The following is a 24501-nucleotide window of genomic DNA, read 5'->3' on the forward strand; positions in this document are numbered from 1 at the left end:
CTGCTGTGGAACCCATACTCGCCGCGAACGCCGATCTGGCGTGGATGCTCGCGGCCTTCGTCTTTGTCCTCCTGATGTTCCCCGGGCTCGCCCTCTACTACGGCGGCATGATGGGAGCGCGCAATGTCTTGAACATGATGACCATGGTGATGGTCACTCTGGGCATCACCAGCGTGCTTTATGTTCTCTACGGATACGGGTTGGTGTCGGGACCGTCGGTCAACGATTGGGGACTGATCGGTAACCCGCTGGACTACATCGGTCTCGGTGCGAACATGGCCGACGACGGCTCCGGCAGCACCCAGGTGCTGTACTTCGCCGCGTGGTTCATCCTGTTCGCCGCGATCACTGTCGCGATTGTCGCCAGCGGTGCAGCGGGCCGGATGAAGTTCTCGGCGTGGATGGTGTTCGCCCCGATCTGGCTGACGCTGGTGTACTTCCCGGTGGCGCACTGGGTGTTCGCTGCCGATGGCGACGGCATCAGTGGCGGTTTCCTGCTGAACGACATCGGTGTGCACGACTACGCCGGTGGTACCGCGGTGCACATGAACTCCGGTGTCGCGGCCTTGGCGCTCGCGCTGGTACTCGGCGCGCGGCGCAAGCGCATGGAGCGACCCCATAATGTGCCGATGGCGCTGCTCGGCGGTGGCATCCTCTGGTTCGGCTGGTTCGGGTTCAACGGCAGCTGCGCACTCGGCGCCAGTTTCCTCACCCAGGTGGTCATCCTCAACACCCTGCTGGCCGGCAGCGCGGGCATTCTCGGCTTCGCAGTCATCGAGAAGTGGCGTGAAGGCCACGTGACGTCACTGGGCGCCATCACCGGTGCGGTGGCCGGCCTGGTCGGAATCACCCCCGCCGCCAACACGATGACCCCGCTCGGCGCGCTCGCGGTGGGCTTGCTCGCCGCCGGTGTGGTGGCCTTCCTGCTCAGTTTCAAGAGCCGCATGAAGGTCGATGACACCCTCGACGCGTTCGCCGTGCACGGTGTCGGCGGCATCGTCGGCACCCTGTGCATCGTGCTGTTCGCATCGGAGTCGGCGCCGGCCGGCGTGACCGGCATCCTGTTCGGCGGCGACATCAGCATCCTGTGGAAAGAGCTGGCTGGAATCGTCATCACCTGCACCTATTCGTTCGTGATGACCTGGCTGATCGCCAAGGGACTGGACAAGGTCATGACGCTGCGCGTCGACGAGGAGACCGAGGTGACCGGCCTGGATTCGACCATCCACGCCGAGACCGCGTACGAGATACCGGCGGCGGGAGTGGGGCATGCGCCGGGGTTGGGAGCCGGTGTGCCGCTGCGGAACGGTCTCAACGGACCGGTGGAGCGGGTGCCGACGTCGAGCTGAACCGGTCAGTCCATCCAGCGGGGGTTCGCCGATCACGGCGAACCCCCGCTTTGCTAGCGTCAGCGATCATGACGAGCGCACAGTCAGGGGTCGTCGTCCCGTGACCCGGTGGATCATGCTGGTGTCGGCCATCCTCTGTGAGGTCGCCGGCTCCCTGTCGTTGAAAGCCGCGCTGGACAACCCGGCGTGGTACCTGGTTGTCACGATCGGATACGTGGCGGCATTCGGCTTTCTGACCGCAGCGATGCGGGCCGGTATGGGAATCGGCGTCGCCTACGGCATCTGGGGCGCACTGGGGGTGGCGTTGACGGCGGTGTTCAGCTTTCTGATCTTCGACGAGCCGCTCACCGCGACAATGATGGTGGGGCTGGTGCTGATCATGGCCGGTGTGCTGCTGGTCGAGTTCGGGTCGCAACGAGCGCAGGCCGAGCGCGACAAGAAGATCGAGGCGGTCGCGTGACCGCCTCGATCTTCTTGGTCTGTGCAATTCTCTGTGAAGTGGCCGCGACGATGAGCTTGCGAGCGGCCGTGACCGGAACCCGCCGGTGGTACGCCGTCGTAGTGATCGGTTACCTTGTGTCGTTTGTCTTCTTGTCGCTGACCCTGGCTCACGGGATGCCGTTGGGCGTGGCCTACGGCATCTGGTCGGCCACCGGGGTCGCGCTGATCGCCGTGCTGAGCAAGTTCATCTTCCGAGAACCCTTGACCCTCATGATGGGTGCGGGTATCGCTCTGATCATCGGCGGGGTGCTGCTGGTCGAGACCGGCAGCACTCACTGAGTCGTGGCCACGCTGAATCAGGAGCCGTGGCCTGGCGCCGCGGTGCCGAAACCGTCAGCCCGGAGGAGTCAGTGATCAGCCACTCTGACAACGATGCAGTGGTGACGACTGCGCCCGCATCTCCGGTAGATCTTTCTCGCCGAAGCGCGGAATCACGGTCCTGGCTCGGCGCAAACGTGCCTTTCGCCGACTTTTTCGAGGATCTGTCGCGCTCCGGACTGAGCACTGCGGAGGTCGTGGTGCGTGAAACCTGGAGACCGGCTTTGAACTCATCCGGGAAGCGAGACTGGCCTGGGGCCCTCGTGTAACGGACGGTGCCGCGGGTCGCGAGCGCGGTGGTCGTGGACTGATCGGCGGTGGGGAGTTCATCGTCCGAAGCGCGTAGGTGAGACCGCGAGCGGCGGATTGGACCAGGATGGTCATCTCTCGTGGGTCGCGGGAGCCAGCCGTACCCAGGACCGAGATCGACGACGACGACGAGATCCATATCGGACGGCATGCCGCCGACGATAGGGTCGTGACACCGTAGCGGTCAGCGCCTGCGTGACCCGTGGATCACTCTGTGGGTGACCATGTGACGTAGCCGAGGCGGGCGCATCCCTCCAGAAGCCGGCGGTCGTAAGCGAGCACACCGGTGAGTTGCTCGCCGATGTGGGCGGCCGACGCGAGGTGGATGGCGTCCAGCGAACGCAGGGTCGAAGGGCCGATTGTCTCGGCGCGCGCAATGACGGCCTCGGTGATGGGGATGATGTCGATGCCGGCGAGCGCTCTGCTGGCGCGATCCATCAGTCCGCTGCTTCCGTCCCGAACTGCCGTGCGCATCAGTTCGACTCGAGTCAATGCGCTGGTCACGAGGTTCTCGTCGTCGTGCTGCTGTAGCCAGGCGATGAGGGCAGGTGTCTCGGCCTCGGACACGACGAGTTTGACGATGGCAGAGGTATCCGCGTAGATCATCGTTCGTCGCGCACGCGGTCGAGCTCCGACGTCAGGTCTCCGACGGGCAGATCCTCGACCTTGATGGCGTGCAGAGAGCCGGGGCTCCGCGCGGGCGTGAGGACACCGGCCCTGATCAAGGCCTCGCGTCCGGAGGTCTCGGTAGAGACAGGCACGAGTCGTGCCACCGTCTTGCCGCGATTGGTGATCGAGATCTCTTCGCCCGCTTCGACCTGCGCGAGGTAGCGAGAGGCATGCTGGCGAAGCTCGCGGATACCGATGGTCGTCATGAAAGCAATAGTAGCACTTCATGTGCTACCTAGGCCCCCCAAGTATTTCATCATCGGCTCTGCGCCCCCAACGAGAAGCCCGCGTTGTAGAGATTGTTGCTTTTCCCGGTGACCAGGTCGGCCGCCAGTACCCCGAACGCCGGGCAGAACTTGAAGCCCTTGCCGGACAACGCGGTCAGCATCGAGTACCGCACCGGCTCCCGGGTTCAGATCGGGAAAGAAGTTTCCCGCCCAGCGGTTGATCCTGGCGAGATCCGCACGGCTGACGACCGGCAGGTCCATCTCTGACCAATGTGCCGTTCGATGTCGTGCTCGTGCTCGATCTGTGAATGCACCTGCAGTGACGGGTGAGGTCAGGCCCACGCCGAGACATCGGCCCGACCCGTCTCATCGCATCTCGCCGGCCCCCTCATATGGATTGAGGCTCAGCAGCAGATCGTCCTCGGCGAATCGGGAGTACCGGAAGTCGTGCGGGTCGACGTTCTTCAGCGTGGTTGAACCGCTGAGTAGCAGGTCGGCCACGAGTTTGCCGACGGCGGGCGAGATCTTGAAGCCGTGGCCGGAGAATCCGGTCGCCAGGAACAGTCCGTCGACGGGCGCGGGACCGATGATCGGGTTGTAGTCCGGCGTCACGTCGTAGGCGCCGACATAGCTGCTGGTGATGCGCGGATCGGGCATGTCGGGCAGGCGGTGTCCGGCCTTCATGATGATCTTGTCGATGGTGCTCTCATCGGCGCGGTTGATGTAATTGTCCGGATCGATGTACTGCGGGGCAGAGTGATCCGAGTTTCCCATCAGCAGTTCGCCGTTGGGTTCCCGACAGATGTAGGACAGGCCCGCCAGATCGGACAGCACCGGCACGACCGGTGTCGGCTCACCCTGATCGACCAGCACCAGCTGTGCCCGCTGCGCGCGCACGTCGACCGGCACACCGACCGGTGCGGTGAGCGCCGGGGTCCACGGGCCGGCCGCGACGATCACCGTGTCGGCGTGAATGGTGTCCCCGTTGGCAAGTGCGGCACCGACGACGCGGCCGTCCTCGCCCTGGAGGAGTTCGGTCACCGTGGTGGACTGGCGCACCTTCACGCCGAGCTTGCGGGCCGCGGCAGCGAACGCCATGCCGGCCATGTAGGCCTCACCACGCCCGCCGAGCGGCTCGTAGGCGAAGGCGGCGAAGTCGTCGAGGTGCAGACCCGGCCACAACTCGGCCATCGTGTCGTGGCCGATGAAGTCGACTTCAATGCCGAGACCTTGCATCATCTCGACGTTCGCGCGCAACGGGCCGACGTTGTTCTCGCCGACACCGACCACGTAACCACATTGCTGGAAAGCCATGTCGTCACCGAACAATTCCATGGCGCGGGTGAAGATGTCGACGCCGTACCAGCTCATCGCAGCGAGCGACGGGTTGCCGTAGTGGCAACGCACGACGCCGCTGGACTTGCCGGTCATCCCGGAGCACAGCGTGTCCCGTTCGACGACGAGGACGTCGGTCTCGCCCTGATCGGCCAGCGACCAGGCGATGGCGAGGCCTTCGAGGCCGCCGCCGACGATGAGGAAACGTGTGGTGGTGGAGGTCATGGGTGAGTTCACTTTCTCCTGGATTCAGGGCTGGGTCAGAAGGTTGGCGAGAACGGTGGCGAGGGCGTCGCCGCCGGCATCGGCGTCAGGGTCCTCGACGTACTCTTCGGGGGAGTGCGAGATGCCGGTGGGGTTGCGGACGAACAGCATTGCCGTGGGGATTTCCTCTTTGAGAACGCCGGCGTCGTGTCCGGCGCCGGTCGGCAGGATCGGGGCGTCGGGCAGGATGTCCGAGAGCCGGCCGCGCAGGCCGGGATGGAAGTCCACCCGTGGACTCATCGACGCCTCGGTCAGCGTCATCGAGCAGCCCTCGGCCCCAGCATGTTCGCGGGCGACGGCAGCGATGTCGGCGACCAGCGCGGCCACCACAACGTCGTCGGAGTGGCGGACGTCGAGCCAGACATCGACCCGTGACGCGATCACGTTGCTGCCGCCCGGAATCGGATCGAGTTTACCGACGGTGGCGCGGGCACCGTCGACGGCCCGGCCGAGTCGTCGGACGTCCAGAACCGTTGCGGCGGCAGCGAGCATGGGGTCGCGACGCCGGTCCATCAGGGTGGTGCCGGCGTGATTGCCCTGGCCGCTGAACGATAGTCGCCACCGTCCGTGGCCGAGAATCGACGACCCGATCGCGATGGCGCGGCCCTGGTCGATCAGACCGCGTCCTTGCTCGACATGCAGTTCCACGAAGCAGCCGATCTGCGACAGCCGCTCGTCGTCGCGGCCCAAGCCGGCGGGATCGAGTCCGTTGCGGGCCGCGAGGTCGGCGAAGGTGGTGCCGTCGGCGTCGGTGAGCGCGGCAGCCCGTTGGGGGGTGACCGCGCCGGTCATCAACTGCGAACCCAGGCAGGCCAATCCGTAGCGTGAGCCCTCCTCCTCGGGGAAGACCGCCAGCGCGAGGGGACGCTCGGGCACCACCGAACCGGCCTGCAGGGAGTCGATGGCGGCGAGCGCGGACGCGACACCGAGCGGGCCGTCGAAGGCGCCGCCGCCGGGAACCGAATCGAGGTGGCTACCGGTGACCACCGCGTCGGTGAGTGGGAGCCGGGCAGGGTTCCACCACGCCCAGATGATGCCGTTGCGGTCCTGCTCGATGTCGAGTGATCGTGCGCGGGCCGCTGCGATGAACCATTCTCGAAGCTCGAGCTCGGCAGCGGAGTACACCGGCCGGCTGTAACCGCCACGGGCGCTGTCGGTGCCGATATCGGCGATCTCGGCCAGTAAGCCACTCACCGAGGACGTGCGGGCGGTGGATTCGATCATGGGTTCTCCTCGTTTTGCAGTCGGACGGCGGCGACTGTTGCGGCGCCGCGGATCTCATGACGCGGATCGGCGAGAAACACGGTGTCCCAGCGTCGTAGGTCGTGCTCGCCGACGACGAGTCGGCCGGCGAGCACCATCCACGCGATTCCGTCGTCCGGCCCAGGGTTGACGCTGCCTCGGATGTGGCGCAGGGATAGTTCCCCGAGGCACCTGCCGCGCCTGGTCATCAGATTGAGCAGACGCGTCGGCCGGCGAGTGGGGGTGGCGTCCACGACGTCCTCCCCGGCGAAGCTCACGCGATCGAGCAATGCGATCGTGCGAGTGGCGTCGTTGATGGTGAGGTCGAGGGGCTCATCGCCCACGACGACGGCCGTTCGATCCAGGCCGGGGAACAGTGAGAACCGGCCGGGGGCCGCGATGTCGGCGATGCTGAGGGTCCAGTCCGGGCTCTCGGGATGCCCGCCGGTGGAGATCCGTCGGGTGACGCCGACGCCATTGCGCCATGGAGTGGCGACAAGGTCTGCTGCGCGCACGATCGTCATATCTCTCAGTAGACGGCGTTTATTGACAAAATTCCAATACGTATTTGACGAATATTATTCTGCTGAGCAAAATAATTGGATGGAGCTGCGCCACCTTCGGTACTTCCGTGTCCTGGCCGACGAACTACATTTCGGACGGGCTGCGGCCCGTTTGCACATTTCCCAGCCGCCGCTGACGGCGCATATCAAGGACCTCGAGCGCGAGGTCGGGGCCCGTCTCTTCGATCGGACGACGCGGCGGGTGGAGCTGACGGGTGCCGGTGCGGTGTTCGCTGAACGGGTGGAGTTGTTGCTCGCCGACCTCGACGATGCGGTAGCCGAGGTGCGCGACCATGCGGCGGGTCGTCGGGGGCGTATTCGGGTCGGCTTCGTCAGTTCGGCGAGCGGGACCGTGCTGCCGCCGGGGCTGCGGATCTTCCGTGAGATCCACCCCGACGTCCGGGTGGATCTCTCCCCGTTGACAACTCGCGAGCAACTCGATGCGCTCGCGGCGGGTTCCCTTGATGTCGGACTCATTCGATCCGGAGGAGCAGACCCCGGGCTGACCGTCGAATCACTGTTCGCCGAACCCATGGTCGCGGTTCTCCCGGTGGAGCACGCGTTGTGCTCGCGCGAGCTCATCGATGTCGATGATCTCGTCGACGAGCGGCTGATCCTGTTTCCCAGTGACCTGATGCCGGCATATGTGGCGCAGATCTGGGCTCTGTTCGGCACCGTCGGGTCCGAGCCGCTGGTGGTGCAGGAGGCGATACACCACGAGACCGTCGTCGGGCTGGTATCGGCCGGAGTGGGCATCTCGATCCTGCCCGCCTCGGTAGAGCGGTTCCGTCCGTCCGACGTGGTGATCAGGCCCATCGCCGACGCGCCGATGACGGCGCTGCTCATCGCGCGGCGGGCCGATGATGCGAACCCCGCGGTCGACGGGTTCGTCGAATGCCTCCGTGCGGCGCAACGGATCGACGACTGAGCGGTATCGACACACATCACTCACGACTCCGTAATCGGACGGAAACAATCGAGATGTCTACTCGGTGTAGACAAAGTTTCCCAACAGGGGACATACTGAACTCGACATCCACACGACGGAGAATCACCATGACCGACCGCAACGAACTCGCCGACCTGTGCGAGGCCTCGGGGACGAAGTTCATCCTGGCTCTGTTCGTCGACCTCCGCGGCAAGCCGTGTGCCAAGCTCGTTCCGGTGGAGGCCGTCAACGAACTGGCCACCGACGGAGTCGGCTTCGCGGGCTACGCGGTGGGCGCCATCGGACAGGAACCCAAGGACCCGGATCTGATCGCGATTCCCGATCCGGCCTCATTCACCCCGATCCCGTTCGTCAAAGAGGGCCTCGCCGTCGTCCACTGCGATCCGCATGTCGAGGGGAAACCGTGGCCGTTCGCGCCGCGCAACATTCTCAAGTCGCTGATCGCGCAGGCTGCCGACGCCGGCTTCGAGCCGTGGGTGGGTGCCGAGGTCGAGTACTTCCTGCTCAAGCGGAATGCCGACGGCGAGCTCGTCACCGCCGACGACGCCGACGACTCGAACCAGCCCTGCTACGACGTCCGTGGTCTCACTCGCATGTACGACCACCTGACCGCCGTGTCCACCGCGATGAATCAACTCGGCTGGAGCAACTACGCCAACGACCACGAAGACGGCAACGGCCAGTTCGAGCAGAACTTCAAGTACGCCGAAGCCTTGACCACGGCCGACCGGGTGATCACCCTGCGCTACCTGTTGTCGACCATGGCGGCCGAACGTGGCATGGTCGCCACCTTCATGCCCAAACCATTCGCCGAACGTACCGGTTCCGGTCTGCACTTCCATCTGTCGCTGACCTCCGGCGGCGCTCCGGTGTTCCCCGACACCGCGGGGGAAGATGAGCGCGGACTCGGATTATCGCCCACCGCATACGGTTTCGTGGGAGGTGTGCTGGAGCACGCATGCGCGCTGCAGGCGCTGATGGCTCCGACGGTCAACTCCTACAAGCGAACCGGGGCTACGGCCACCCGGTCGGGCGCATCCTGGGCGCCGCGTCGCGCCACCTATGGCGGCAACGACCGAACCCACTTTGTGCGGGTGCCCGACGAACAGCGCGTGGAGTTGCGCGGGGGTGACGGCTCGGCCAACCCGTACCTGGCCATCGCGGCCGCGCTAGGCGCCGGACTCGACGGCGTCAAGCGCAGCCTCGACCCGGGCGAGATCGGTAGCTGCCCCGAGCACATCGACGCATTGCCGCTGACGTTGCTGCATGCTGTCGAGGCGCTCGACACCGACCCGGTGATCAGCGGCGTGCTCAACGCCGCCGTACCCGACATCGAGGACGGCGCGAGTGGTCCGGTCTCGGAATACTTCTCCCGCCTCAAGCGCGAAGAGTTCTTCGCGTGGCATTCCGCGGTGTCCCCGTGGGAGATCGACAACTACCTGACCGCCTTCTAGAACCCTCACCGGCACGTCCCAGCCAGAAACGTTTGAGAAAGACAAGGAAATCACCATGTGCGGAATCGTCGGGTTGCATCTGCGCAACCCCGAACTCCATCCACGCCTCGGCGAGCTCCTCGGCCAGATGCTCGGGGAGATGCAGGACCGCGGCGCGGACTCGGCCGGCATCGCCATCTACGGCGACCCGACATGGTCGCCGGCCGGCCACGGATGTGTGTCGCTGCTGGAAACCGGTGTGGATGCAGCCGACCTGGATGCGGCCACCGCGGCCGTCGGCGCGGAGCTGGGTAGCGAGGTCACTGCACAGCTCGTCGACGACACCCTCGTCCTCGCCGCAGCCGCCGTCGACTCGGAAACGCTGCTCACCGCCGCAACCGCCGTCTACCCCACCGCCCTGGTCGCCGGTTTCGGTGCCGACCTCACCGTGCTCAAGGGTGTCGGCGCACCGCGTGATCTGGTGCAGTCCTGGGGACTTCCGAGCGCGAGCGGTTGGCAAGGTGTCGGCCACACGCGCATGGCGACCGAGTCGGCGGTGACCCCGTCGGGTGCGCATCCGTTCGCCGTCGGGCCCGAGCAGTGCCTGGTGCACAACGGATCGTTCTCCAACCACGCCACCATCCGTCGCGAGCTACGTGCCGAAGGGGTGTCCTTCGACAGCGAGAACGACACCGAAGTCGGCGCCCGCTTCGTCGCCCACCAGCTCGCACAGGGCAAGGACGTGGAGACCGCACTGAAGGAGGTGTGCACCACCTTCGACGGCTTCTACACCCTGCTGGTGTCCAACCACGATTCCTTCGCCGTGGTGCGCGACGCCATCGCCTGCAAGCCGGCAGTCATCGCCGAAACCGACGACTGGGTCGCCATGGCCAGCGAGTACCGCGCGCTGGCGAACCTGCCCGGCGTCGAGAATGCACGTATCTGGGAACCCGAGCCTGAGGTGGTCTACGCATGGACACGCTGAACTCCAACACATTTGATCTCGCCACCACACCGCTCCGCGAGGTCAACGCCGCCCTTCACAACGATGACGTGTGCGGCGAGATCGTCATCGACCATCCCTCCGGTGCACACAGTGTCGCCGCGGGCGTGAATGCGCCCGTCAAGATCACCGTCAACGGACACGTCGGCTACTACGCGGCAGGCATGAACCAGCAGGCCGAGATCACCATCAACGGCAACGCGGGAACCGGTGTGGCCGAGAACATGATGAGCGGCACCGTGGTCGTCAAGGGCAACGCGTCGCAGTCGGCCGGTGCCACCGCGCACGGCGGCCTCCTGGTGGTCGAAGGTGACGCGGCGGCGCGCTGCGGCATCTCGATGAAGGGCGTCGACATCGTCGTCGGCGGCAACGTAGGCCACAACAGCGCTTTCATGGCGCAGGCCGGCCGGATGGTGGTTCGCGGCGATGCCGGTGACGGACTGGGAGATTCGATCTACGAGACCCGCATCTACGTCCGCGGCGAGGTCGGCTCGCTCGGCGCGGATTGCGTCGCCAAGCCGATGCGTGCCGAGCACCTCGACGAATTGGCGGGTCTGCTGAAGGCCGCCGGCTTCAAGGATGACGATCCCAAGGACTACACCCGTTACGGCTCGGCCCGCGAGCTCTACCACTTCCACGCCGATAATTCGTCTGCGTACTGAGCATTTCGGAGAACACCATGACCGACACCCGATCGATCGAACAGCGCGGGCTGCGCGAGTCCGCCACCTTCGACCGCACCACGATCGCCGCCATCCAACGGGCCGCCGACACCGGCATCTACGACATCCGTGGCTGGGGCGCCAAACGCAAGCTGCCGCACTTCGATGATCTGCTGTTCCTGGGCGCTTCGATGTCGCGTTACCCGCTGGAGGGCTACCGCGAGCGCTGCGACACCGATGTCGTCCTCGGTAGCCGAAATGCCAAGTACCCATTGCATCTCGACACACCGGTCACGATCGCCGGAATGAGCTTCGGTGCGCTGTCGGCCGGGGCCAAGGAAGCGTTGGGGCGCGGTGCATCGGAGGTCGGGACGTCCACCACCACCGGTGACGGTGGCATGACGCCGGAGGAGCGGGGGCAGTCGAAGAACCTCGTCTACCAGTACCTGCCGTCGCGCTACGGCATGAACCCCGACGACCTGCGTCGCGCCGATGCGATCGAGATCGTGCTGGGTCAGGGCGCGAAGCCCGGCGGTGGTGGAATGCTGCTGGGCCAGAAGATCTCCGAGCGCGTCGCATCGATGCGTACCTTGCCGCAGGGCATCGATCAGCGCAGTGCGTGCCGGCACCCGGACTGGACCGGACCCGACGACCTCGCCATCAAGATCAACGAGTTGCGCGAGATCACCGACTGGGAGAAGCCGATCTACGTCAAGGTCGGCGCCACCCGCACCTACTACGACGTGAAGCTGGCCGTGCATTCGGGCGCCGACGTCGTCGTCGTCGACGGCATGCAGGGCGGCACCGCCGCGACCCAGGACGTGTTCATCGAGCACGTCGGTATCCCGACGCTGGCCGCGATTCCGCAGGCAGTGCAGGCGTTGCAGGAGCTGGGAGTTCACCGAGAAGTGCAGCTCATCGTCTCGGGCGGCATCCGCAACGGTGCCGATGTCGCCAAGGCGATGGCATTGGGTGCCGACGCGGTCGCCATCGGTACTGCCGCCCTCATCGCGTTGGGCGACAACGATCCCCGCTACGCCGCCGAGTACGAGGCATTGGGTTCGGCCGCCGGTTACTACGACGACTTCCAGGACGGCAAGGACCCGGCGGGCATCAGCACCCAGGACCCGGAACTGTCGGCGCGGTTCGATCCCGTCGAGGGGGGCCGTCGCCTCGCCAACTTCCTTCGGGTGATGACCATGGAGGCACAGACCATCGCCCGCGCCTGCGGCAAGGCGCATCTGCAGCACCTCGAGCCCGAAGACCTGGTGGCCATCACCATCGAGGCCTCGGCCATGGCGCGGGTGCCGCTGGCCGGCACGAGCTGGATTCCGGGCGCCGGGTTCTGAGGCGGCGCAGTTCGGGCCGGGTACTCTTTGAAAAGCGCCCCAGATAAGCACCCCCTAGAGGATTGTCATCGACATACTGTCATCGGCAACTCTGCAAGGGGCGCTTTCGCGGGGCGCTTTTCGAGCGAGTAGCGGCGAGCGGCACGGGCGTGCGAGGGTGACCGCGGGAAGTATCCACAGGTTTCGAGCTATCCACAGGCTTCGACGAATCCGCGAACGCAGCCCCTGATCGTCAGGACGCTCCCGGACACTGGCCGGGTGGATTACGAAACTCTGGTCGCGCGCTTCGGTGGGGTGATCTCGACGCGTCAGTTGCTTCGCGCGGGCTATGACGCCGAGGGCATTCGCTCAGCGGTCGACCGCGGTGCGCTGCGTCGTCTGCGACATGGCTGGTACGCGACACCGGATGCGGATCCCGAGATCGTACGGGCCGTCGAAGCCGGGTGCCTCGTCACGTGCGCGACCGCACTCGAGCACCATGGTCTCTGGGTCCCCGAAGGACGCGAGGACTGCATTCCCGGGTCACCCGCTATGGTCGGCGGCACTCCCATGACCGCTGCCGTCGGTACGGTCGTCCCACTCCTGCCGTGGGGTCGATCGATGACGTCGGGGTGGCGCTTGAGTATGCGGCGCGATGCTTCGGCAGCGAAGGTTTCGTTATCCTGTGCGATTCTGCACTGCACCACGGCAAACTCACGGTCGACGACCTGGCGGCCGAGTTTCGTCATGCCCCCGACTCGATCCGTCGCCTCATTGACAAGTGCGACAGGCGGGCAGCATCAGGCACCGAGACCGCTGCCCGTCTTCGGCTGCGGGCGGCTGGGATGAAGGTCGAGGTGCAGCATTACGTACCGGGGATGGGATATGTGGACCTTCTCATCGGTGACCGATTGGCACTGGAACTGGACAGTCGCGACCACCATACCGGCGAATCCGGTTACGAATCAGATCGTCGCCGGGACCGGAAGGTAGTGGCTGACGGCCTCATCCCACTGCGACTCACCTACGGTCAGGTCTTCCGGGAGTGGGATGAGACCTTCGCCGACATCCAGCGGATCGTTCGTCAGAACATTCATCGTCGGCGTCCGAGCTGAGTCGTGACGCCGGGCCGGATCGATCCCGGTAGGTCCTCGAACTGCGCCCCGGATATGCGCCCGGTGTAGGCCGGTAATCGACATATTGTCATCGACGCCTCTGCGATGGGCGCTTGACTGGGGTGCTTTCCGTGAAGCAAGTCGGATAGACACCGAGTTCCTTCTGATTTCACTCAGTGAAAGCCAGGCGTCGACTTCTGTGATCGCCGACTCCTATGGTCATGCCATCGCATCACCTCACAGGATCGGAGAGCGCCCATGAGTTCAATGGCCCCCACCCGCACCCGGGTGGCCATCGTCGGCGGCGGTCCGGCCGGCCTCATGTTGTCGCATCTGCTGTACGTCGCCGGCATCGAGAGCGTCGTCGTCGACAACCGCACTGTCGAGCAGATCGAGACGACTCACCGCGCCGGCATCCTCGAACGCGACAGCGTGCGCCTGCTGGTCGACTCGGGCGTCTCTGACCGGGTGCTCACCGACGGCCACGAACACGAAGGCATCTCGTTGCGCTTCGGTGGGGTGAGCCACCGCATCGACTTCCAGAAGCTGGCGGGCGCGTCCTGCTGGCTGTACCCGCAGACCGAGGTGTTCATCGACCTGCATCGCGCCCGTACCCGCGACGGTGGTGAGCTGCGCTACGGAATCACCGACACCGAGGTCGTCGACGTCCTCGACACCCCGACTGTGCGCTACACCGATCCGCACGGTGTCCGGCACACGATCACCGCCGACCTCGTCGTCGGCGCGGACGGTTCCCGCAGCATCTGCCGCAAGCTCGTCGCCGACCCGCACATGTACTTCCGGGAGTACCCGTTCGCCTGGTTCGGTGTGATGGTGCAGGCGCCGCCGAGCGCACCCGAATTGATCTACAACCGCTCGCCGCAGGGTTTCGCGCTGATCAGTCAGCGCACCGACACCGTGCAACGCATGTACTTCCAGTGCGACCCCACCGAGGACCCCGAGGCCTGGTCCGACGATCGGATCTGGGAACAACTGCACACCCGGCTGTCCGGGTCCGACGGATTCCGGCTCCAGGACGGACCCGTCATCGAGCGGACTGTGCTGCCGTTCCGCAGCTTCGTGCAGTCGCCGATGCGACATGGCCGGCTGTTGTTGGCCGGTGATGCGGCACATACGGTTCCGCCTACCGGCGCCAAGGGACTCAACCTCGCGCTGTCCGATGTGCGGGTGCTGGCCGAGGTCATCGAACGCGCGCTGAACAACAGCGACGACGACGCACTCGACACTTACACCGCGCGCGCCCTGTCGCGGGTGTGGAAGGCCCAGCACTTCTCGTACTGGATGACGACGATGCTTCACAACAGTTCGGACGCATCGGAATTCGACGAACAGCGCCAACTCGGTGAACTGGAGACGCTGGTCTCCTCCGAGGCCGGCTCCACCTATCTCGCGGAAGGGTACACAGGATGGCCACACCATTGATGTCCGGCGCCGACGAACAGTCGGATGTCATCGACCACGGCGGTGCGTCGTCGGATGCTGCAGCCGGTACACAGCGACAGATCAGTGACGAGATCGCCCACATCGCAACCGCATATGCCGACGGATTGACCGCGGGTGCGAGCCCCGAGACCCGCCCACGGCTCGACTATGCCCCCTACCGCTCCAGCTTGCTGCGGCATCCCACGAAGGACTTCCGCCACTCCGACCCCGAGGGCATCGAACTGTTCTCGCCCGCGTTCGGACACCGGGACGTCGACCCGTTGGAGGCGGACCTGACGATCCAACACGGCGGTGACCCCATCGGGGAGCGCCTCGTGGTGACCGGGCGAGTGCTCGATAGTGCGGGACGGCCGGTGCGCGGGCAGCTGGTCGAGGTGTGGCAGGCCAACGCGGCCGGTCGCTACATCCACAAGCGCGACCAGCATCCGGCGCCGATCGACCCCAACTTCACCGGCGTCGGGCGCTGCCTGACCGATGACGACGGCTGGTACAAGTTCACCACCATCAAGCCGGGGCCGTACCCGTGGAAGAACCACCACAATGCGTGGCGACCGGCGCATATCCACTTCTCGGTGTTCGGCACGGCGTTCACCCAACGGCTCGTCACCCAGATGTACTTCCCTGGCGATCCGCTGTTCGCGTTCGACCCGATCTATCAGGCCATCGTCGATCAGCAGGCACGCGACCGTCTGGTCGCCGACTACGACCACGATCTGACCCAACACGAGTGGTGCACCGGATACCGTTGGGACATCGTTCTGAACGGCGCCGGCCAGACCCCGATGGAGGAGGACCAGTGACCCTCACGCCGACCCCCGGCCAGACCGTCGGCCCGTTCTTCCACTACGCGCTGCCCTTCGAGGGTGGTGCCGAACTGGTGTCCGCCGGCCACCCTGATCGGATCAGGCTGCACGGCACGGTGTTCGACGGTGCCGGAGATCCGGTGCCCGACGCCCTGATCGAGATCTGGCAGCCCGACGGTGCGGGTAATGTCAGTTCGGCGACGGGCTCCCTGCGCCGCGACGGCTTCACCTTCACCGGTTTCGGACGTGCGCAGACCGACCGCGTCGGACACTACACGTTCGCGACGGTGGCGCCCGGCGCGGCGAACGAAGGCGGCGCACCGTTCTTCGCGGTGTGCGTGTTCGCACGCGGGTTGCTCGATCGACTGTTCACCCGCGCCTACCTACCGGTCAGTTCACTGGCACTCGCCGCGGATACGCTGTTGAACTCGGTGCCCGACGATTGCCGCGCCACCTTGATCGCCGAGAAGGACGCCGACGGCTACCGCTTCGACATCCATCTGCAAGGCGAGGTTGAGACGGTGTTCCTCGATCACGGCGGCCGATGAGTAATCTGCTCTGGCCGGGTGATCACCATGCCGGTGACTACTTCACCGACAGTGCGTTTCTGGATGCCATGCTGCGGGTGGAAGCGGCGTGGTCGGTGGCTCTCACCGAGGCCGGGGTGGCGCCGCCCGACGCGGCGGTGACCTACGACGTGTTGCGCGATCTGGTCGGTGACGCAGATCTGTCCGCCATCGCCGACGACGCGGAATCCGGCGGGAACCCGGTCATCCCGCTCGTGAAGATGCTTCGCGGCCGGGTGGACACGGTAGCCGTGGGCAGATGGCTGCACCGGGGGCTCACCAGCCAGGACGTCGTGGACACCGCGGTCATGCGCTGTGCCGCTGACGCATCCGAGGCGGTCGCCGTCGAGCTGGAGCGCCAGGCCCGGATCCTGGCCGATCGCTCCGACGAACACCGGCACACCCCGATGGTGGCGCGCACCCTGACCCAGCATGCGGTGCCGACGACCTTCGGTCTCAAGGCGGCGATGTGGCTGCGTGGCGTGCTCGACGCGCGCGAGCAGGTCGCAGAAGTGTCCTTTGCGGTGCAGCTCGGCGGTGCGGGCGGGACGTCGGCGGCGGTCGTCGAACTCGCCGGCGGTGGCCCTGCCCGAGTGGCGGCCGAGACATCGACGATCGTGGCCCGTGAACTGGGTCTGGAGGCCACCACGCCGTGGCACGGTGCACGCAGCGCCGTGACCCGCATCGGTGACGCCGCCGTCACCTGCACCGACAGTTGGGCGCATATCGCCAACGATGTGCTCGCGCTGTCGCGGCCGGAAATCGGTGAGCTGACCGAGGGAGCCGGCGGCGGGTCGTCGACGATGCCGCACAAAACCAACCCGGTGCTGTCGGTACTCATCCGGCGGGCAGCGCTCGCCGCGCCGCCCTTGGCATCGAGTCTGCACCTGGCCGCGGTGGACACTGTCGACGAACGCACACCCGGGGGTTGGCACGTCGAATGGGACACGCTGCGGACCCTGTTGCGCCGCACCCTGGTCGCAGCCCGTCAGACCACGCGGCTCGTCGACGAACTGCGGGTCCACACCGACCGCATGGCGCACCGCCTTGCCGAGGCTGGCGACGCCGTCACCTCGGAGCAGACGACCATGGCCGCGATCGCCGGCCACACCCCGGCCGGTCAGTACCTCGGCGCCGCAGACTTCTACATCGACGCGCAACTCGAGCGCCTACGCACCATGACCAGGACACCATGACCAGGACAGGAGACCGATGACGAGCCGATACGACGACGGCATGGCGGTGCGACGCGAGGTCCTCGGCGACGCGCACGTCGACCGGGCGACCGACGCCATCACCGACCTCACCCGCGACTTCCAGGAACTCATCACCGAATACGCGTGGGGCAGCATCTGGACGCGACCCGGCCTGGATCGTCGCAGCCGTTCGATGATCACGTTGACGGCACTGATCGCCCGCGGGCACCACGAAGAACTGGCCATGCATCTGCGCGCCGCGTTGCGTAACGGGCTGACTCGCGACGAGATCACTGAAGTGCTGCTGCAGTCGGCGATCTATTGCGGTGTGCCCGACGCGAACACGGCGTTCCGGATCGCGAACGGGGTGTTCGCGGAGATCGACGCGGCTCAGTGATCCCATGCTCTGACTAGTCGGTCTCATCGACCTCCCGTCTGCGGCGATTACGCTCCCGTTCTTGTTGTCGGCGGGCGTGTTTGGCTTCTACCCGGGTCATGGATCGGGTGGGTGGTGGAGGCTTCGCGTTCCGGGGTGGTTCGGTGTCGTCGGGCGGCGCGGGTGGGTCTGGTGACGCGAACCGGATGCGGAGCAGTCCGGGGAACATGCTCTCGAGATTGTCGGGGTCGCCCTCGATCACCAGACCTTCCGGAGTTTTGAATTCGGTGCGAAGGCGGCCGCTGCGGTCGCGGTACATGTCGTCGACCCAGCGGCCGAAGGTTTTCAGGATGTGGAAGAACCGGCCTTTGATGTTCAGGTTCTCCGGCGCGGTCTGCCCACCTGCCGCCGGGCGGGCGTGGTTGTACTCGTGGACATGTTCGACATCGCCCTCGAACGCGGGAGTCGCATCGCCGGGCACCACGCTGTGTCCATCGCGCACCCGGACATAGGTGTCCAGCGCGGCCGAGGGGCGGTAGGGGTCGGAGGGCAGATGCGCGGGCAGGGTGAAGGTGCCATCCGGATTCTGCGGAGTGCCTTTCGGGACCAACCTCTTGACGATGGCGTCCGGTCGCGCTGCCAGGTCTCGCACGTGTTCGTCCGAGATCACTCCGTGCCCGTCGACGAACCCGGCGTTCTCGGCAGTGCCTGCGAGGGTTCCCTCGTCGCAGACGACGTGAATGACCACCTTGGCATCCACCGGCGGCACCGTGGCCGGCTCAGGAATCTCTGCGGCACAGTCCTCTCGGCCGCACAGACATTCGAACCGCGTGCCCGATAGCAATGCGAACATCGCATCCGAGGCGCGCTGCGCCTTCGTGCGTTCGTCATGAGCGCACACCGCGGCCGCCAGAGACTTGACGGCGGCCGCGGCGATACGGACGTTCTCCGCCGCCATCGTGACAGAAATCTCGGCCATCCCATCTGGCTGCGGCTTGGTTGACATCCGCCGATCGGCCAGCGCGCGTCTGCGTGCTTCTCGGACCGCGTCCGGGTCGTGGCGGAAGACAACGCGGTCGATCATGTCTCGCAATCGCTCGGCGGACCACGCGCCACGATGCAGGTCCAACTCGGCCGCGATCTCGGCATCCACATCGGCCATGCAGGCATGCCCGGTGAGCAGATCGGTCCGCGCAATGATCGTCGAGACCCGGGCCTGGGAGATCTGGCCGTTGCGGAGTCGCTCGGCGACCTCGGGAAGGCGATCCCGCAACGCGACTGCCTCCCGCAGGACCTGCTCGGCGGCATTCTGGGAAACACTCAGTGCCAACGCGATCCGAGCTGCGCAGTCGGCGAAACCGTCGACCACCAACATGTCCTCCGGACGTTTCCCATCGCCGACAATTCGGCGATGGAGCTCGGCGGCGAGCTGATAGTCGTGCCAGGCCAGTTACGCTCGTCCGCGTTGGGACGAGGCCATCGACCCGAGCAGGCCATTGGTGTCTGCGTCTGCGACGTCATCGCCATGGAGACGGCCGGTGAAGCGGGGCGCAAGATCCGGCCACGGCGAGGGTTCACCCCACCAGGACGACAACGCCCAATCGCGACTCGACACCGCCAGCACCTTTCAGAGAATGGACACGGCGAAACCACACGTCCCACATAGCTCTGAAAGTGACCGACCCCCGTGGGCCGATCCGGTATCACATCAACACTTCGATTTCGCTGGTACCCAATGTATGCCATCGCACCGACAAGAATGGTTTGCGCAGGTCACCTGAGGTTTAGGTCCGGAACCGATCACTCCGGATGAATCGCGCACACCAGGACCTCGATGAGTACTCGTTCCTCGGTCGGGTCCCGCGGGGGGAGGGTCACGATGGACAGGATCGATCGGATCGCGAAGCGGACCTGCACGCCATCGGCCGCGTCGAGGCCCATCAGCTCGGCTGCGGTCGCGATGATCGTCGGCGAGTGGATGACGGTGTCCGCCGCGGCGTAGACCCGACGCGATTCGACGAACTGTCGGATCACCGGGTCGGCGCGAATTGCTCGCACGGCCACAGTGATCGCAAGGAGCGCCCGCTCTCGCCCTTCGAGACCGGCGACCGACTTCTCGACCTCGGCGACCACGGCCGTCGAGGAGAACGCCCACACCGCCTCGAGCAATTGCCTCTTGCCGCCGACGTGACGGTAGACGGTAGCCCGCGAACAGTGGGCGCGACGGGCGAGGTCGTTGAGGTCGAACCGATCGAGTCCGTCGCGACCGATCATCTCTGTGGAGAGTGCGTAGAGGCGATCACGGGCCGCTTGGTTGCGGTCGCCACTCACCAGCCAGTCGCCTGCCATGTTCTCAGTGTGAGACATCTTGCTGAGATGTTTCACCCGTATGTCGAGGTTGGGTACACGGTATGAGACGCCGCGAACCACGACCAGACATCTGATGTGTCGACTTTCCCGCAACCTGTTGCTCTGTACGCGCGATGGAGTCGACGCTGGTCAGATGCATGATCTGGACAACCCCTATCCGTACTACGAGACGTTGCGGACCGACACGCCGGTGGCCCGGCTCGCCGACTCCCCGTTCTACGTGGTGACGAGCTGGGATCTCATTGCCGAGGCCGTGGCCCGGCCCGATCACTTCTCGTCAAATCTCACCGCGACGATGGTGTGGAACGCCGATGGCACCGTGACCACGTACCCGATCGCGGAACTGGATTCACCCATCCACGCGCTCGCCACCGCCGACGACCCGGCCCACCGGGACCATCGCAGGATGGTGATGCCGTCTATGGTCGCCAAACGTATCGGTCAACTCGAACCGTTCATCGATCACACCGTGAAGCGACTGTGGGACAGCGGAATCGACAGCAACGGAATCGACGGCAACCGGATCGACTGGATGACGGCGGTCGCGCACCGGGTGCCCATGGCCGTCGTCGCCGAACTCCTGGGATTCCCGACCTACGACATCGACGACCTGATCCGCTGGTCGTTCGCGACCACCGTGCTGCTCGACGGAGTGGTGACCGCCGAACAGTTGACGGCGGCCACTCAGGCAGCGACCGAACTCGGCGGCCACATCGCTGAATCCTTCACTGCGACCCGCGACGATCCGGGCGGCGGCGTCATGGGCGACCTCGCGACCCTGGTGAACCGAGGCGACCTCGATGAGTCGACAGCGATCATCATGCTCATTCAACTCGTCGCGGCCGGGGCGGAATCCACCGTCAGCCTCCTCGGCAACGCCGTGTGGCTGCTCGGCGAGCAGCCGGAACTGGTCGGACAACTGCGGGACAATCGTGATCTCGTGCGCCTCTTCGTCGAGGAGGCGCTGCGCGTCGAATCGCCGTTTCGCGGTCACTACCGCCACGTCGTGCACGACACCACACTGGGGGACGTGGCATTGCCCGCCAACTCCCACCTCTATCTGATGTGGGGCGCTGCCAATCGCGACGCCGAGCATTCTGATGAGCCGGACCGGGTGAACCTGGATCCGGCCGTGCGGCGACCACACATGGCGTTCGGGAAAGGGCTACATCTGTGTGTCGGAGCGGCGCTGGCGCGACTCGAGGCGCGGGTGGCGGTCAACCACCTACTCGATGCCACCACCGACTTCACCGTCCATGGCGCGAACCCCCAGTGGGAACGAAGCCTGCTGGTGCGTCGACTGCGCACATTGCCGCTGACCGTGACCTGACAGGGCTCGAGCTCGCTACACTCGATTCCACTGAGTGAAAGGCGACGATGGCAGGTAACACGGGCGCCCCGGGCCAATCGGTGGCCGCGCGCACGCTGGCGGTGCTCGCCGCCTTCGACCGCACCCACCGCGCGTTGACCCTCACCGAGATCGCCGAGCGCGCCGACCTTCCGGTGCCGACGACGCATCGCCTGGCCCGCGAGCTCGAGTCGTGGGGCGCGCTGACCCGTCGGCCCGACACCCGCTACGTCATCGGACGGCGGCTGTGGGATCTGGGGCTTCTGGCCCCGATCCAATCGGGTATCCGGGAGGTCGCCGCGCCCTTCTTGCAGGACTTGTACGCCGCGACGTTCGCCACCGTGCATCTCGCCGTCCGGGAGGGAACCCAGGTGCTGTATCTGGACCGCCTGTCGGGTCGCGCGTCTGTGCCGGTGGTCAGTCGGGTGGGTAGCCGACTTCCGTTGCACTGCACCGGTGTCGGCAAGGTTCTGCTCGCGCATGCACCCGACGGGATACGGCGTGAGGCGATGAGTGACCTGCGCCCGATGACACCGCACACGATCGTTGCGCCCGGGGTATTGGATCGTCAACTCCGCCAGATCCGGCAGCAGGGCTACGCCACCACCGCCGAGGAGATGACGCTCGGTGCCTGCTCGATCGCCGTGCCGATCCGCCGCGGCGACGAGGTGGTCGCCGCGCTCGGGGTGGTGGTGCCGTCGCTGGGGCGCAACCGGGCGTCGTTGGTGGCCGCCGCACAGGTGGCTGCTCAGGGTGTCGGCCGCACATTGGGCGGGGGCGTACCGCCGCCCGCGACGGTCTGACGAGTTTCAGGCGCCCACGCGGTCCAGGCCGGCCAAGAACTCCTCGACCCGCGGCCACGTCTGCGCGGTCGCCTCGCTGCCGGCGATCAGACCCAGATGGCTGGTCTCGACGGTGGTGAAGTGCACCTCGGGAGAGTCGGCGAAGATCTCCACGCCGTGTCGCGCTGCACCCCAGCTGACGATCGCGTCGCGATGGCTGCCGAACAGCTGGATCGGGAGCGCGATGGATGTGAGGTCGATGCTGCGATCACCGAATCGCAGTACGCCGCCGGCGATTTCGTCGCGGAAAACAAGATTTTCCCACATCTGCTCGGCCAGCTTGCCGGGATATCCGGGCAGCGCCTCCTGGAACCAGTCGATGACCTGCATCCGCGCCAACGCCTCCGTGTTGTCCGCGTTGCGGAGGATGTAGCCGGGCTTCTTGAACTCGCGTTCCCACGCCGTCGCGCGGTACCCGAGGCGCACCAGCGGCGCCGGGATGCCGCCCATCGCTTTCAGCGCGTACGTCACCGGAGCGGGACCGATCGGCCGGATGAGCGTCTTCACCAACGGATACGGCTGTACCAGCGAATAATTCAGCGGTGTGCCAACTGCGGTGATCGACCGGACGGGCAGGTCGGGATGTGCGGCGGCGGTGAGGAACGCGACGGTGCCGCCCAGGCTCCATGCGGCGAGGTCTACTGTGCTCGAAGTGTCGCCGTAGTCGGCGAGCACGTGTCCGATGGCGGCGGGGACGATGTCGTCGCAGAAGTCCTCGAAACCGAGATGGCGGTCGGCATAACCCATCTCGCCGAAATCGATCACGTACGGGATGCGTCCGGTCGCCAGCAGTGTCGCGACCACCGACATGTCCGGCGCCAGGTCGTAGCAGCGGGCCGGAACCGCGAGCGGCGGGATCAGCAGGACCGGTGAGCGTCCTGCATTGCGAGCCGCATCGACGTCGGCGGTGGTTCCGTAGCGGCGTAGCGTCCGATGCCGCCCCTCGGAAAGGGTGACGTGCGAGGTGGGCTGGTCATCGGCCACGCGTTCACCGCGCGTCAGGCGGTAAAGGGTACGGACACCGTCGAGCATGGGCACCTTCCGGTCTCGTTGGGACACGGGGTGCGATCCTACGGGAGGCTCAGCCGGCGGCAGCCAGGATGGCCCGCGTGTAGGCCTCGGAGCGGTCGGATCCGATGATGCCCGGTGCCATCTTGTTCATGACGTAGGAGATGGTCATCTTCTGCAGCGGGAACATCACAGTGATCGACCCTCCCCATCCACCCCAGAAGCAGATCCGTTCGTCGGGGAGTGAGGGCACGGTCGCGGGTTCGGGAAGACCGAATCCGATTCCCCAGCGCAGCGGCACGCCCAGAACGAGGTCGTCGCCGCGCGTCTGTTCGTCGAAGATCTGATCGATCGTCTTCTCCGTCAGCAGCTGCACGCCGTCGACGGTCCCGCCGCGGGAGATCACCGACATCGTTCGTACGAGGGCGCGGGCGTTGGTGTGGCCGTTCAGTGCCCCCATGTCGGCACGACGCCACTCGATGGTGTTTGCGGCGGCGGCTGACGCCACTGGCCCGGTGAAGGTCTTGAACATCGGCGAATCGGTGGGCAGTGCCGCGATGTCGATCGGCAGCGGTGGGGGTGGGATCACCTCGGCGATCCGTGCGTCGTCGTCCGGCCCTGCACCGATCTGTAGATCGACTCCCAGCGGGCCGGCGATCTCGTCGGCGACGAACTGTGTGAGATGTTTGCCGGTTACCCGGCGGACGATTTCGCCCAAGAGGTGGCCCTGGTTCTGCGCGTGATAACCCGACGCGGTGCCGGGTTCCCACCACGGGGCCTGGCGAGCGAGGTGTTCGACCGAGGTGTCCCAGTTGTACATGTCGGTGAGCTCGAACGGCTGATCCCACCCCGAGACCCCCGAGGTGTGCGCCATGATGTGGCGGACCTCGATATCGTCTTTGCCGTTCTGGGCGAATTCCGGCCAGTAGGTTGCGACCGGTGCGTGTAGGTCGACGAGTCCTCGGTCGGCCAGCATGAGGACCGCGAGCGCGGTGACCTCCTTGGTGGTCGACCACACGTTGACGATGGTGTCGCGCTCCCACGGAAGTGTTCGGGCGGCGTCGCGGAACCCGCCCCAGACATCGACCATCAGTTCGCCGTCGACGTCGACGGCGATGGCCGCACCGAGTTCGTTGCCTGAGTCGAGTTGGGCGGCAAGCTCATCGCGCACCCGCTCGAACTTCGGATCGATGTGACCGTGGACGTCGGGTGTCTCGGACATGTCGGACTCCTTGCCGGACGACCGCGGTGTCGCCCTCTC

At 66.0% G+C, this 24501-nt stretch carries 26 protein-coding genes and 1 pseudogene; 17 read left to right on the plus strand and 10 right to left on the minus strand.

Going from position 1 to position 24501, the window contains the following annotated elements; genetic code table 11:
* Positions 1-5: 5 nt before the first annotated feature.
* The 3 genes from OSB52_RS05400 (at position 6) to OSB52_RS05410 (ending at position 2129) form a co-directional block, all read left to right on the plus strand.
* Complete coding sequence (locus tag OSB52_RS05400; RefSeq protein WP_266060590.1) at positions 6-1349, plus strand: ammonium transporter; 1344 nt, start codon at positions 6-8, stop codon at positions 1347-1349.
* Between the two features lie 115 nt (positions 1350-1464).
* Positions 1465-1809, plus strand: coding sequence for a DMT family transporter (locus OSB52_RS05405; protein WP_277614949.1), 345 nt, complete (start codon positions 1465-1467; stop codon positions 1807-1809).
* Between the two features lie 8 nt (positions 1810-1817).
* A complete protein-coding gene (locus OSB52_RS05410; RefSeq protein ID WP_442903717.1) occupies positions 1818-2129 on the plus strand; it encodes a DMT family transporter in 312 nt (103 codons plus the stop codon).
* Between the two features lie 555 nt (positions 2130-2684).
* On the opposite strand, the gene OSB52_RS05415 is transcribed toward OSB52_RS05410, so the two are convergent.
* The 6 genes from OSB52_RS05415 to OSB52_RS05440 form a co-directional block, all read right to left on the minus strand.
* The gene (locus OSB52_RS05415; protein ID WP_266060595.1) at positions 2685-3083 is read right to left on the minus strand and encodes a type II toxin-antitoxin system VapC family toxin; all 399 of its coding nucleotides are present in this window, start codon (positions 3081-3083) and stop codon (positions 2685-2687) included.
* Positions 3080-3352, minus strand: coding sequence for a type II toxin-antitoxin system Phd/YefM family antitoxin (locus OSB52_RS05420; RefSeq protein WP_266060596.1), 273 nt, complete (start codon positions 3350-3352; stop codon positions 3080-3082). The genes OSB52_RS05415 and OSB52_RS05420 overlap by 4 nt, the downstream gene beginning before the upstream one ends.
* A 50-nt stretch (positions 3353-3402) precedes the next feature.
* Positions 3403-3546 carry a hypothetical protein gene (locus tag OSB52_RS05425; protein ID WP_266060597.1) on the minus strand — a complete coding sequence of 48 codons (144 nt, stop codon included), beginning with the start codon at positions 3544-3546 and terminating at the stop codon, positions 3403-3405.
* 193 nt (positions 3547-3739) lie between these two features.
* Positions 3740-4933: an NAD(P)/FAD-dependent oxidoreductase gene (locus tag OSB52_RS05430; protein ID WP_266060598.1), complete on the minus strand. Its 1194-nt coding sequence runs from the start codon at positions 4931-4933 to the stop codon at positions 3740-3742.
* 24 nt (positions 4934-4957) lie between these two features.
* Positions 4958-6196 (minus strand): allantoate amidohydrolase, encoded by a 1239-nt coding sequence (locus tag OSB52_RS05435; RefSeq protein WP_266060599.1) that lies wholly within the window; start codon positions 6194-6196, stop codon positions 4958-4960.
* Positions 6193-6738 (minus strand): HutD/Ves family protein, encoded by a 546-nt coding sequence (locus OSB52_RS05440; protein WP_266060600.1) that lies wholly within the window; start codon positions 6736-6738, stop codon positions 6193-6195. Before OSB52_RS05440 ends, OSB52_RS05435 begins: the two co-directional genes overlap by 4 nt.
* Before the next feature lie 79 nt (positions 6739-6817).
* Here OSB52_RS05440 and OSB52_RS05445 point away from each other — a divergent pair, with 79 nt between their 5' ends.
* The 12 genes and pseudogenes from OSB52_RS05445 (at position 6818) to pcaC (ending at position 17693) form a co-directional block, all read left to right on the plus strand.
* Entirely contained in the window at positions 6818-7705 is an 888-nt protein-coding gene (locus tag OSB52_RS05445) for a LysR substrate-binding domain-containing protein (RefSeq protein WP_266060601.1), read from the plus strand.
* 128 nt (positions 7706-7833) lie between these two features.
* A complete protein-coding gene (gene glnT, locus OSB52_RS05450) occupies positions 7834-9180 on the plus strand; it encodes a type III glutamate--ammonia ligase (RefSeq protein ID WP_266060603.1) in 1347 nt (448 codons plus the stop codon).
* Positions 9181-9235: 55 nt separating this feature from the next.
* Positions 9236-10144, plus strand: coding sequence for a class II glutamine amidotransferase domain-containing protein (locus tag OSB52_RS05455; protein WP_235722970.1), 909 nt, complete (start codon positions 9236-9238; stop codon positions 10142-10144).
* Complete coding sequence (locus OSB52_RS05460; protein ID WP_266060604.1) at positions 10132-10824, plus strand: GltB/FmdC/FwdC-like GXGXG domain-containing protein; 693 nt, start codon at positions 10132-10134, stop codon at positions 10822-10824. The genes OSB52_RS05455 and OSB52_RS05460 overlap by 13 nt, the downstream gene beginning before the upstream one ends.
* 17 nt (positions 10825-10841) lie before the next feature.
* Entirely contained in the window at positions 10842-12173 is a 1332-nt protein-coding gene (locus OSB52_RS05465; RefSeq protein ID WP_235722968.1) for an FMN-binding glutamate synthase family protein, read from the plus strand.
* A 294-nt stretch (positions 12174-12467) separates the two neighbouring features.
* A pseudogene (locus tag OSB52_RS24960) lies at positions 12468-12515 on the plus strand (hypothetical protein); the annotation flags it as partial.
* A 245-nt stretch (positions 12516-12760) separates the two neighbouring features.
* Entirely contained in the window at positions 12761-13267 is a 507-nt protein-coding gene (locus OSB52_RS24965) for an endonuclease domain-containing protein (RefSeq protein ID WP_266060907.1), read from the plus strand.
* Positions 13268-13534: 267 nt separating this feature from the next.
* Positions 13535-14710 carry a 4-hydroxybenzoate 3-monooxygenase gene (locus tag OSB52_RS05480; protein WP_372512347.1) on the plus strand — a complete coding sequence of 392 codons (1176 nt, stop codon included), beginning with the start codon at positions 13535-13537 and terminating at the stop codon, positions 14708-14710.
* Positions 14695-15531: a protocatechuate 3,4-dioxygenase subunit beta gene (gene pcaH, locus OSB52_RS05485; protein WP_372512335.1), complete on the plus strand. Its 837-nt coding sequence runs from the start codon at positions 14695-14697 to the stop codon at positions 15529-15531. Before OSB52_RS05480 ends, pcaH begins: the two co-directional genes overlap by 16 nt.
* Complete coding sequence (gene pcaG, locus OSB52_RS05490) at positions 15528-16082, plus strand: protocatechuate 3,4-dioxygenase subunit alpha (RefSeq protein ID WP_266060606.1); 555 nt, start codon at positions 15528-15530, stop codon at positions 16080-16082. The genes pcaH and pcaG overlap by 4 nt, the downstream gene beginning before the upstream one ends.
* Entirely contained in the window at positions 16079-17296 is a 1218-nt protein-coding gene (locus tag OSB52_RS05495; RefSeq protein ID WP_266060608.1) for a lyase family protein, read from the plus strand. Before pcaG ends, OSB52_RS05495 begins: the two co-directional genes overlap by 4 nt.
* A 16-nt stretch (positions 17297-17312) precedes the next feature.
* Complete coding sequence (gene pcaC, locus OSB52_RS05500; protein ID WP_266060609.1) at positions 17313-17693, plus strand: 4-carboxymuconolactone decarboxylase; 381 nt, start codon at positions 17313-17315, stop codon at positions 17691-17693.
* A 13-nt stretch (positions 17694-17706) separates the two neighbouring features.
* On the opposite strand, the gene OSB52_RS05505 is transcribed toward pcaC, so the two are convergent.
* Complete coding sequence (locus tag OSB52_RS05505) at positions 17707-19047, minus strand: DUF222 domain-containing protein (protein WP_266060611.1); 1341 nt, start codon at positions 19045-19047, stop codon at positions 17707-17709.
* A 425-nt stretch (positions 19048-19472) separates the two neighbouring features.
* On the minus strand, positions 19473-20021 hold the full coding sequence (locus tag OSB52_RS05510; RefSeq protein WP_266060612.1) for a TetR/AcrR family transcriptional regulator: 549 nt from the start codon (positions 20019-20021) through the stop codon (positions 19473-19475).
* Between the two features lie 154 nt (positions 20022-20175).
* On the opposite strand from OSB52_RS05510, the gene OSB52_RS05515 reads away from it, so the two are divergent.
* Positions 20176-21372, plus strand: a complete 1197-nt coding sequence (locus OSB52_RS05515; protein ID WP_266060613.1) for a cytochrome P450 — start codon at positions 20176-20178, stop codon at positions 21370-21372.
* A gap of 47 nt (positions 21373-21419) precedes the next feature.
* Positions 21420-22193 carry an IclR family transcriptional regulator gene (locus OSB52_RS05520; protein WP_266060615.1) on the plus strand — a complete coding sequence of 258 codons (774 nt, stop codon included), beginning with the start codon at positions 21420-21422 and terminating at the stop codon, positions 22191-22193.
* A gap of 6 nt (positions 22194-22199) precedes the next feature.
* Here OSB52_RS05520 and OSB52_RS05525 read toward each other — a convergent pair whose 3' ends face one another.
* Both OSB52_RS05525 and OSB52_RS05530 read right to left on the minus strand, forming a co-directional pair.
* A complete protein-coding gene (locus OSB52_RS05525) occupies positions 22200-23264 on the minus strand; it encodes a polyhydroxyalkanoate synthase family protein (RefSeq protein ID WP_277614952.1) in 1065 nt (354 codons plus the stop codon).
* A 49-nt stretch (positions 23265-23313) separates the two neighbouring features.
* Positions 23314-24462, minus strand: a complete 1149-nt coding sequence (locus OSB52_RS05530) for a serine hydrolase domain-containing protein (protein WP_266060617.1) — start codon at positions 24460-24462, stop codon at positions 23314-23316.
* Between the last annotated feature and the right edge of the window lie 39 nt (positions 24463-24501).

The sequence above is a fragment of the Gordonia aquimaris genome, from assembly GCF_026262595.1.
Taxonomy (GTDB): Bacteria; Actinomycetota; Actinomycetes; order Mycobacteriales; family Mycobacteriaceae; genus Gordonia; species Gordonia tangerina.

Excerpts from the sequence above, each read along its gene's own strand:
- OSB52_RS05405 (WP_277614949.1), top strand. The coding sequence starts at position 1,465 with ATGCTGGTGTCGGCCATCCTCTGTGAGGTCGCCGGCTCCCTGTCGTTG.
- OSB52_RS05415 (WP_266060595.1), bottom strand. The coding sequence starts at position 3,083 with ATGATCTACGCGGATACCTCTGCCATCGTCAAACTCGTCGTGTCCGAG.
- OSB52_RS05420 (WP_266060596.1), bottom strand. The coding sequence starts at position 3,352 with ATGACGACCATCGGTATCCGCGAGCTTCGCCAGCATGCCTCTCGCTAC.
- OSB52_RS05430 (WP_266060598.1), bottom strand. The coding sequence starts at position 4,933 with ATGACCTCCACCACCACACGTTTCCTCATCGTCGGCGGCGGCCTCGAA.
- OSB52_RS05435 (WP_266060599.1), bottom strand. The coding sequence starts at position 6,196 with ATGATCGAATCCACCGCCCGCACGTCCTCGGTGAGTGGCTTACTGGCC.
- OSB52_RS05440 (WP_266060600.1), bottom strand. The coding sequence starts at position 6,738 with ATGACGATCGTGCGCGCAGCAGACCTTGTCGCCACTCCATGGCGCAAT.
- OSB52_RS05445 (WP_266060601.1), top strand. The coding sequence starts at position 6,818 with ATGGAGCTGCGCCACCTTCGGTACTTCCGTGTCCTGGCCGACGAACTA.
- glnT (WP_266060603.1), top strand. The coding sequence starts at position 7,834 with ATGACCGACCGCAACGAACTCGCCGACCTGTGCGAGGCCTCGGGGACG.
- OSB52_RS05455 (WP_235722970.1), top strand. The coding sequence starts at position 9,236 with ATGTGCGGAATCGTCGGGTTGCATCTGCGCAACCCCGAACTCCATCCA.
- OSB52_RS05460 (WP_266060604.1), top strand. The coding sequence starts at position 10,132 with ATGGACACGCTGAACTCCAACACATTTGATCTCGCCACCACACCGCTC.
- OSB52_RS05465 (WP_235722968.1), top strand. The coding sequence starts at position 10,842 with ATGACCGACACCCGATCGATCGAACAGCGCGGGCTGCGCGAGTCCGCC.
- OSB52_RS05480 (WP_372512347.1), top strand. The coding sequence starts at position 13,535 with ATGGCCCCCACCCGCACCCGGGTGGCCATCGTCGGCGGCGGTCCGGCC.
- pcaH (WP_372512335.1), top strand. The coding sequence starts at position 14,695 with ATGGCCACACCATTGATGTCCGGCGCCGACGAACAGTCGGATGTCATC.
- OSB52_RS05495 (WP_266060608.1), top strand. The coding sequence starts at position 16,079 with ATGAGTAATCTGCTCTGGCCGGGTGATCACCATGCCGGTGACTACTTC.
- pcaC (WP_266060609.1), top strand. The coding sequence starts at position 17,313 with ATGACGAGCCGATACGACGACGGCATGGCGGTGCGACGCGAGGTCCTC.
- OSB52_RS05505 (WP_266060611.1), bottom strand. The coding sequence starts at position 19,047 with ATGTTGGTGGTCGACGGTTTCGCCGACTGCGCAGCTCGGATCGCGTTG.
- OSB52_RS05510 (WP_266060612.1), bottom strand. The coding sequence starts at position 20,021 with ATGGCAGGCGACTGGCTGGTGAGTGGCGACCGCAACCAAGCGGCCCGT.
- OSB52_RS05515 (WP_266060613.1), top strand. The coding sequence starts at position 20,176 with ATGCATGATCTGGACAACCCCTATCCGTACTACGAGACGTTGCGGACC.
- OSB52_RS05520 (WP_266060615.1), top strand. The coding sequence starts at position 21,420 with ATGGCAGGTAACACGGGCGCCCCGGGCCAATCGGTGGCCGCGCGCACG.
- OSB52_RS05525 (WP_277614952.1), bottom strand. The coding sequence starts at position 23,264 with ATGCTCGACGGTGTCCGTACCCTTTACCGCCTGACGCGCGGTGAACGC.
- OSB52_RS05530 (WP_266060617.1), bottom strand. The coding sequence starts at position 24,462 with ATGTCCGAGACACCCGACGTCCACGGTCACATCGATCCGAAGTTCGAG.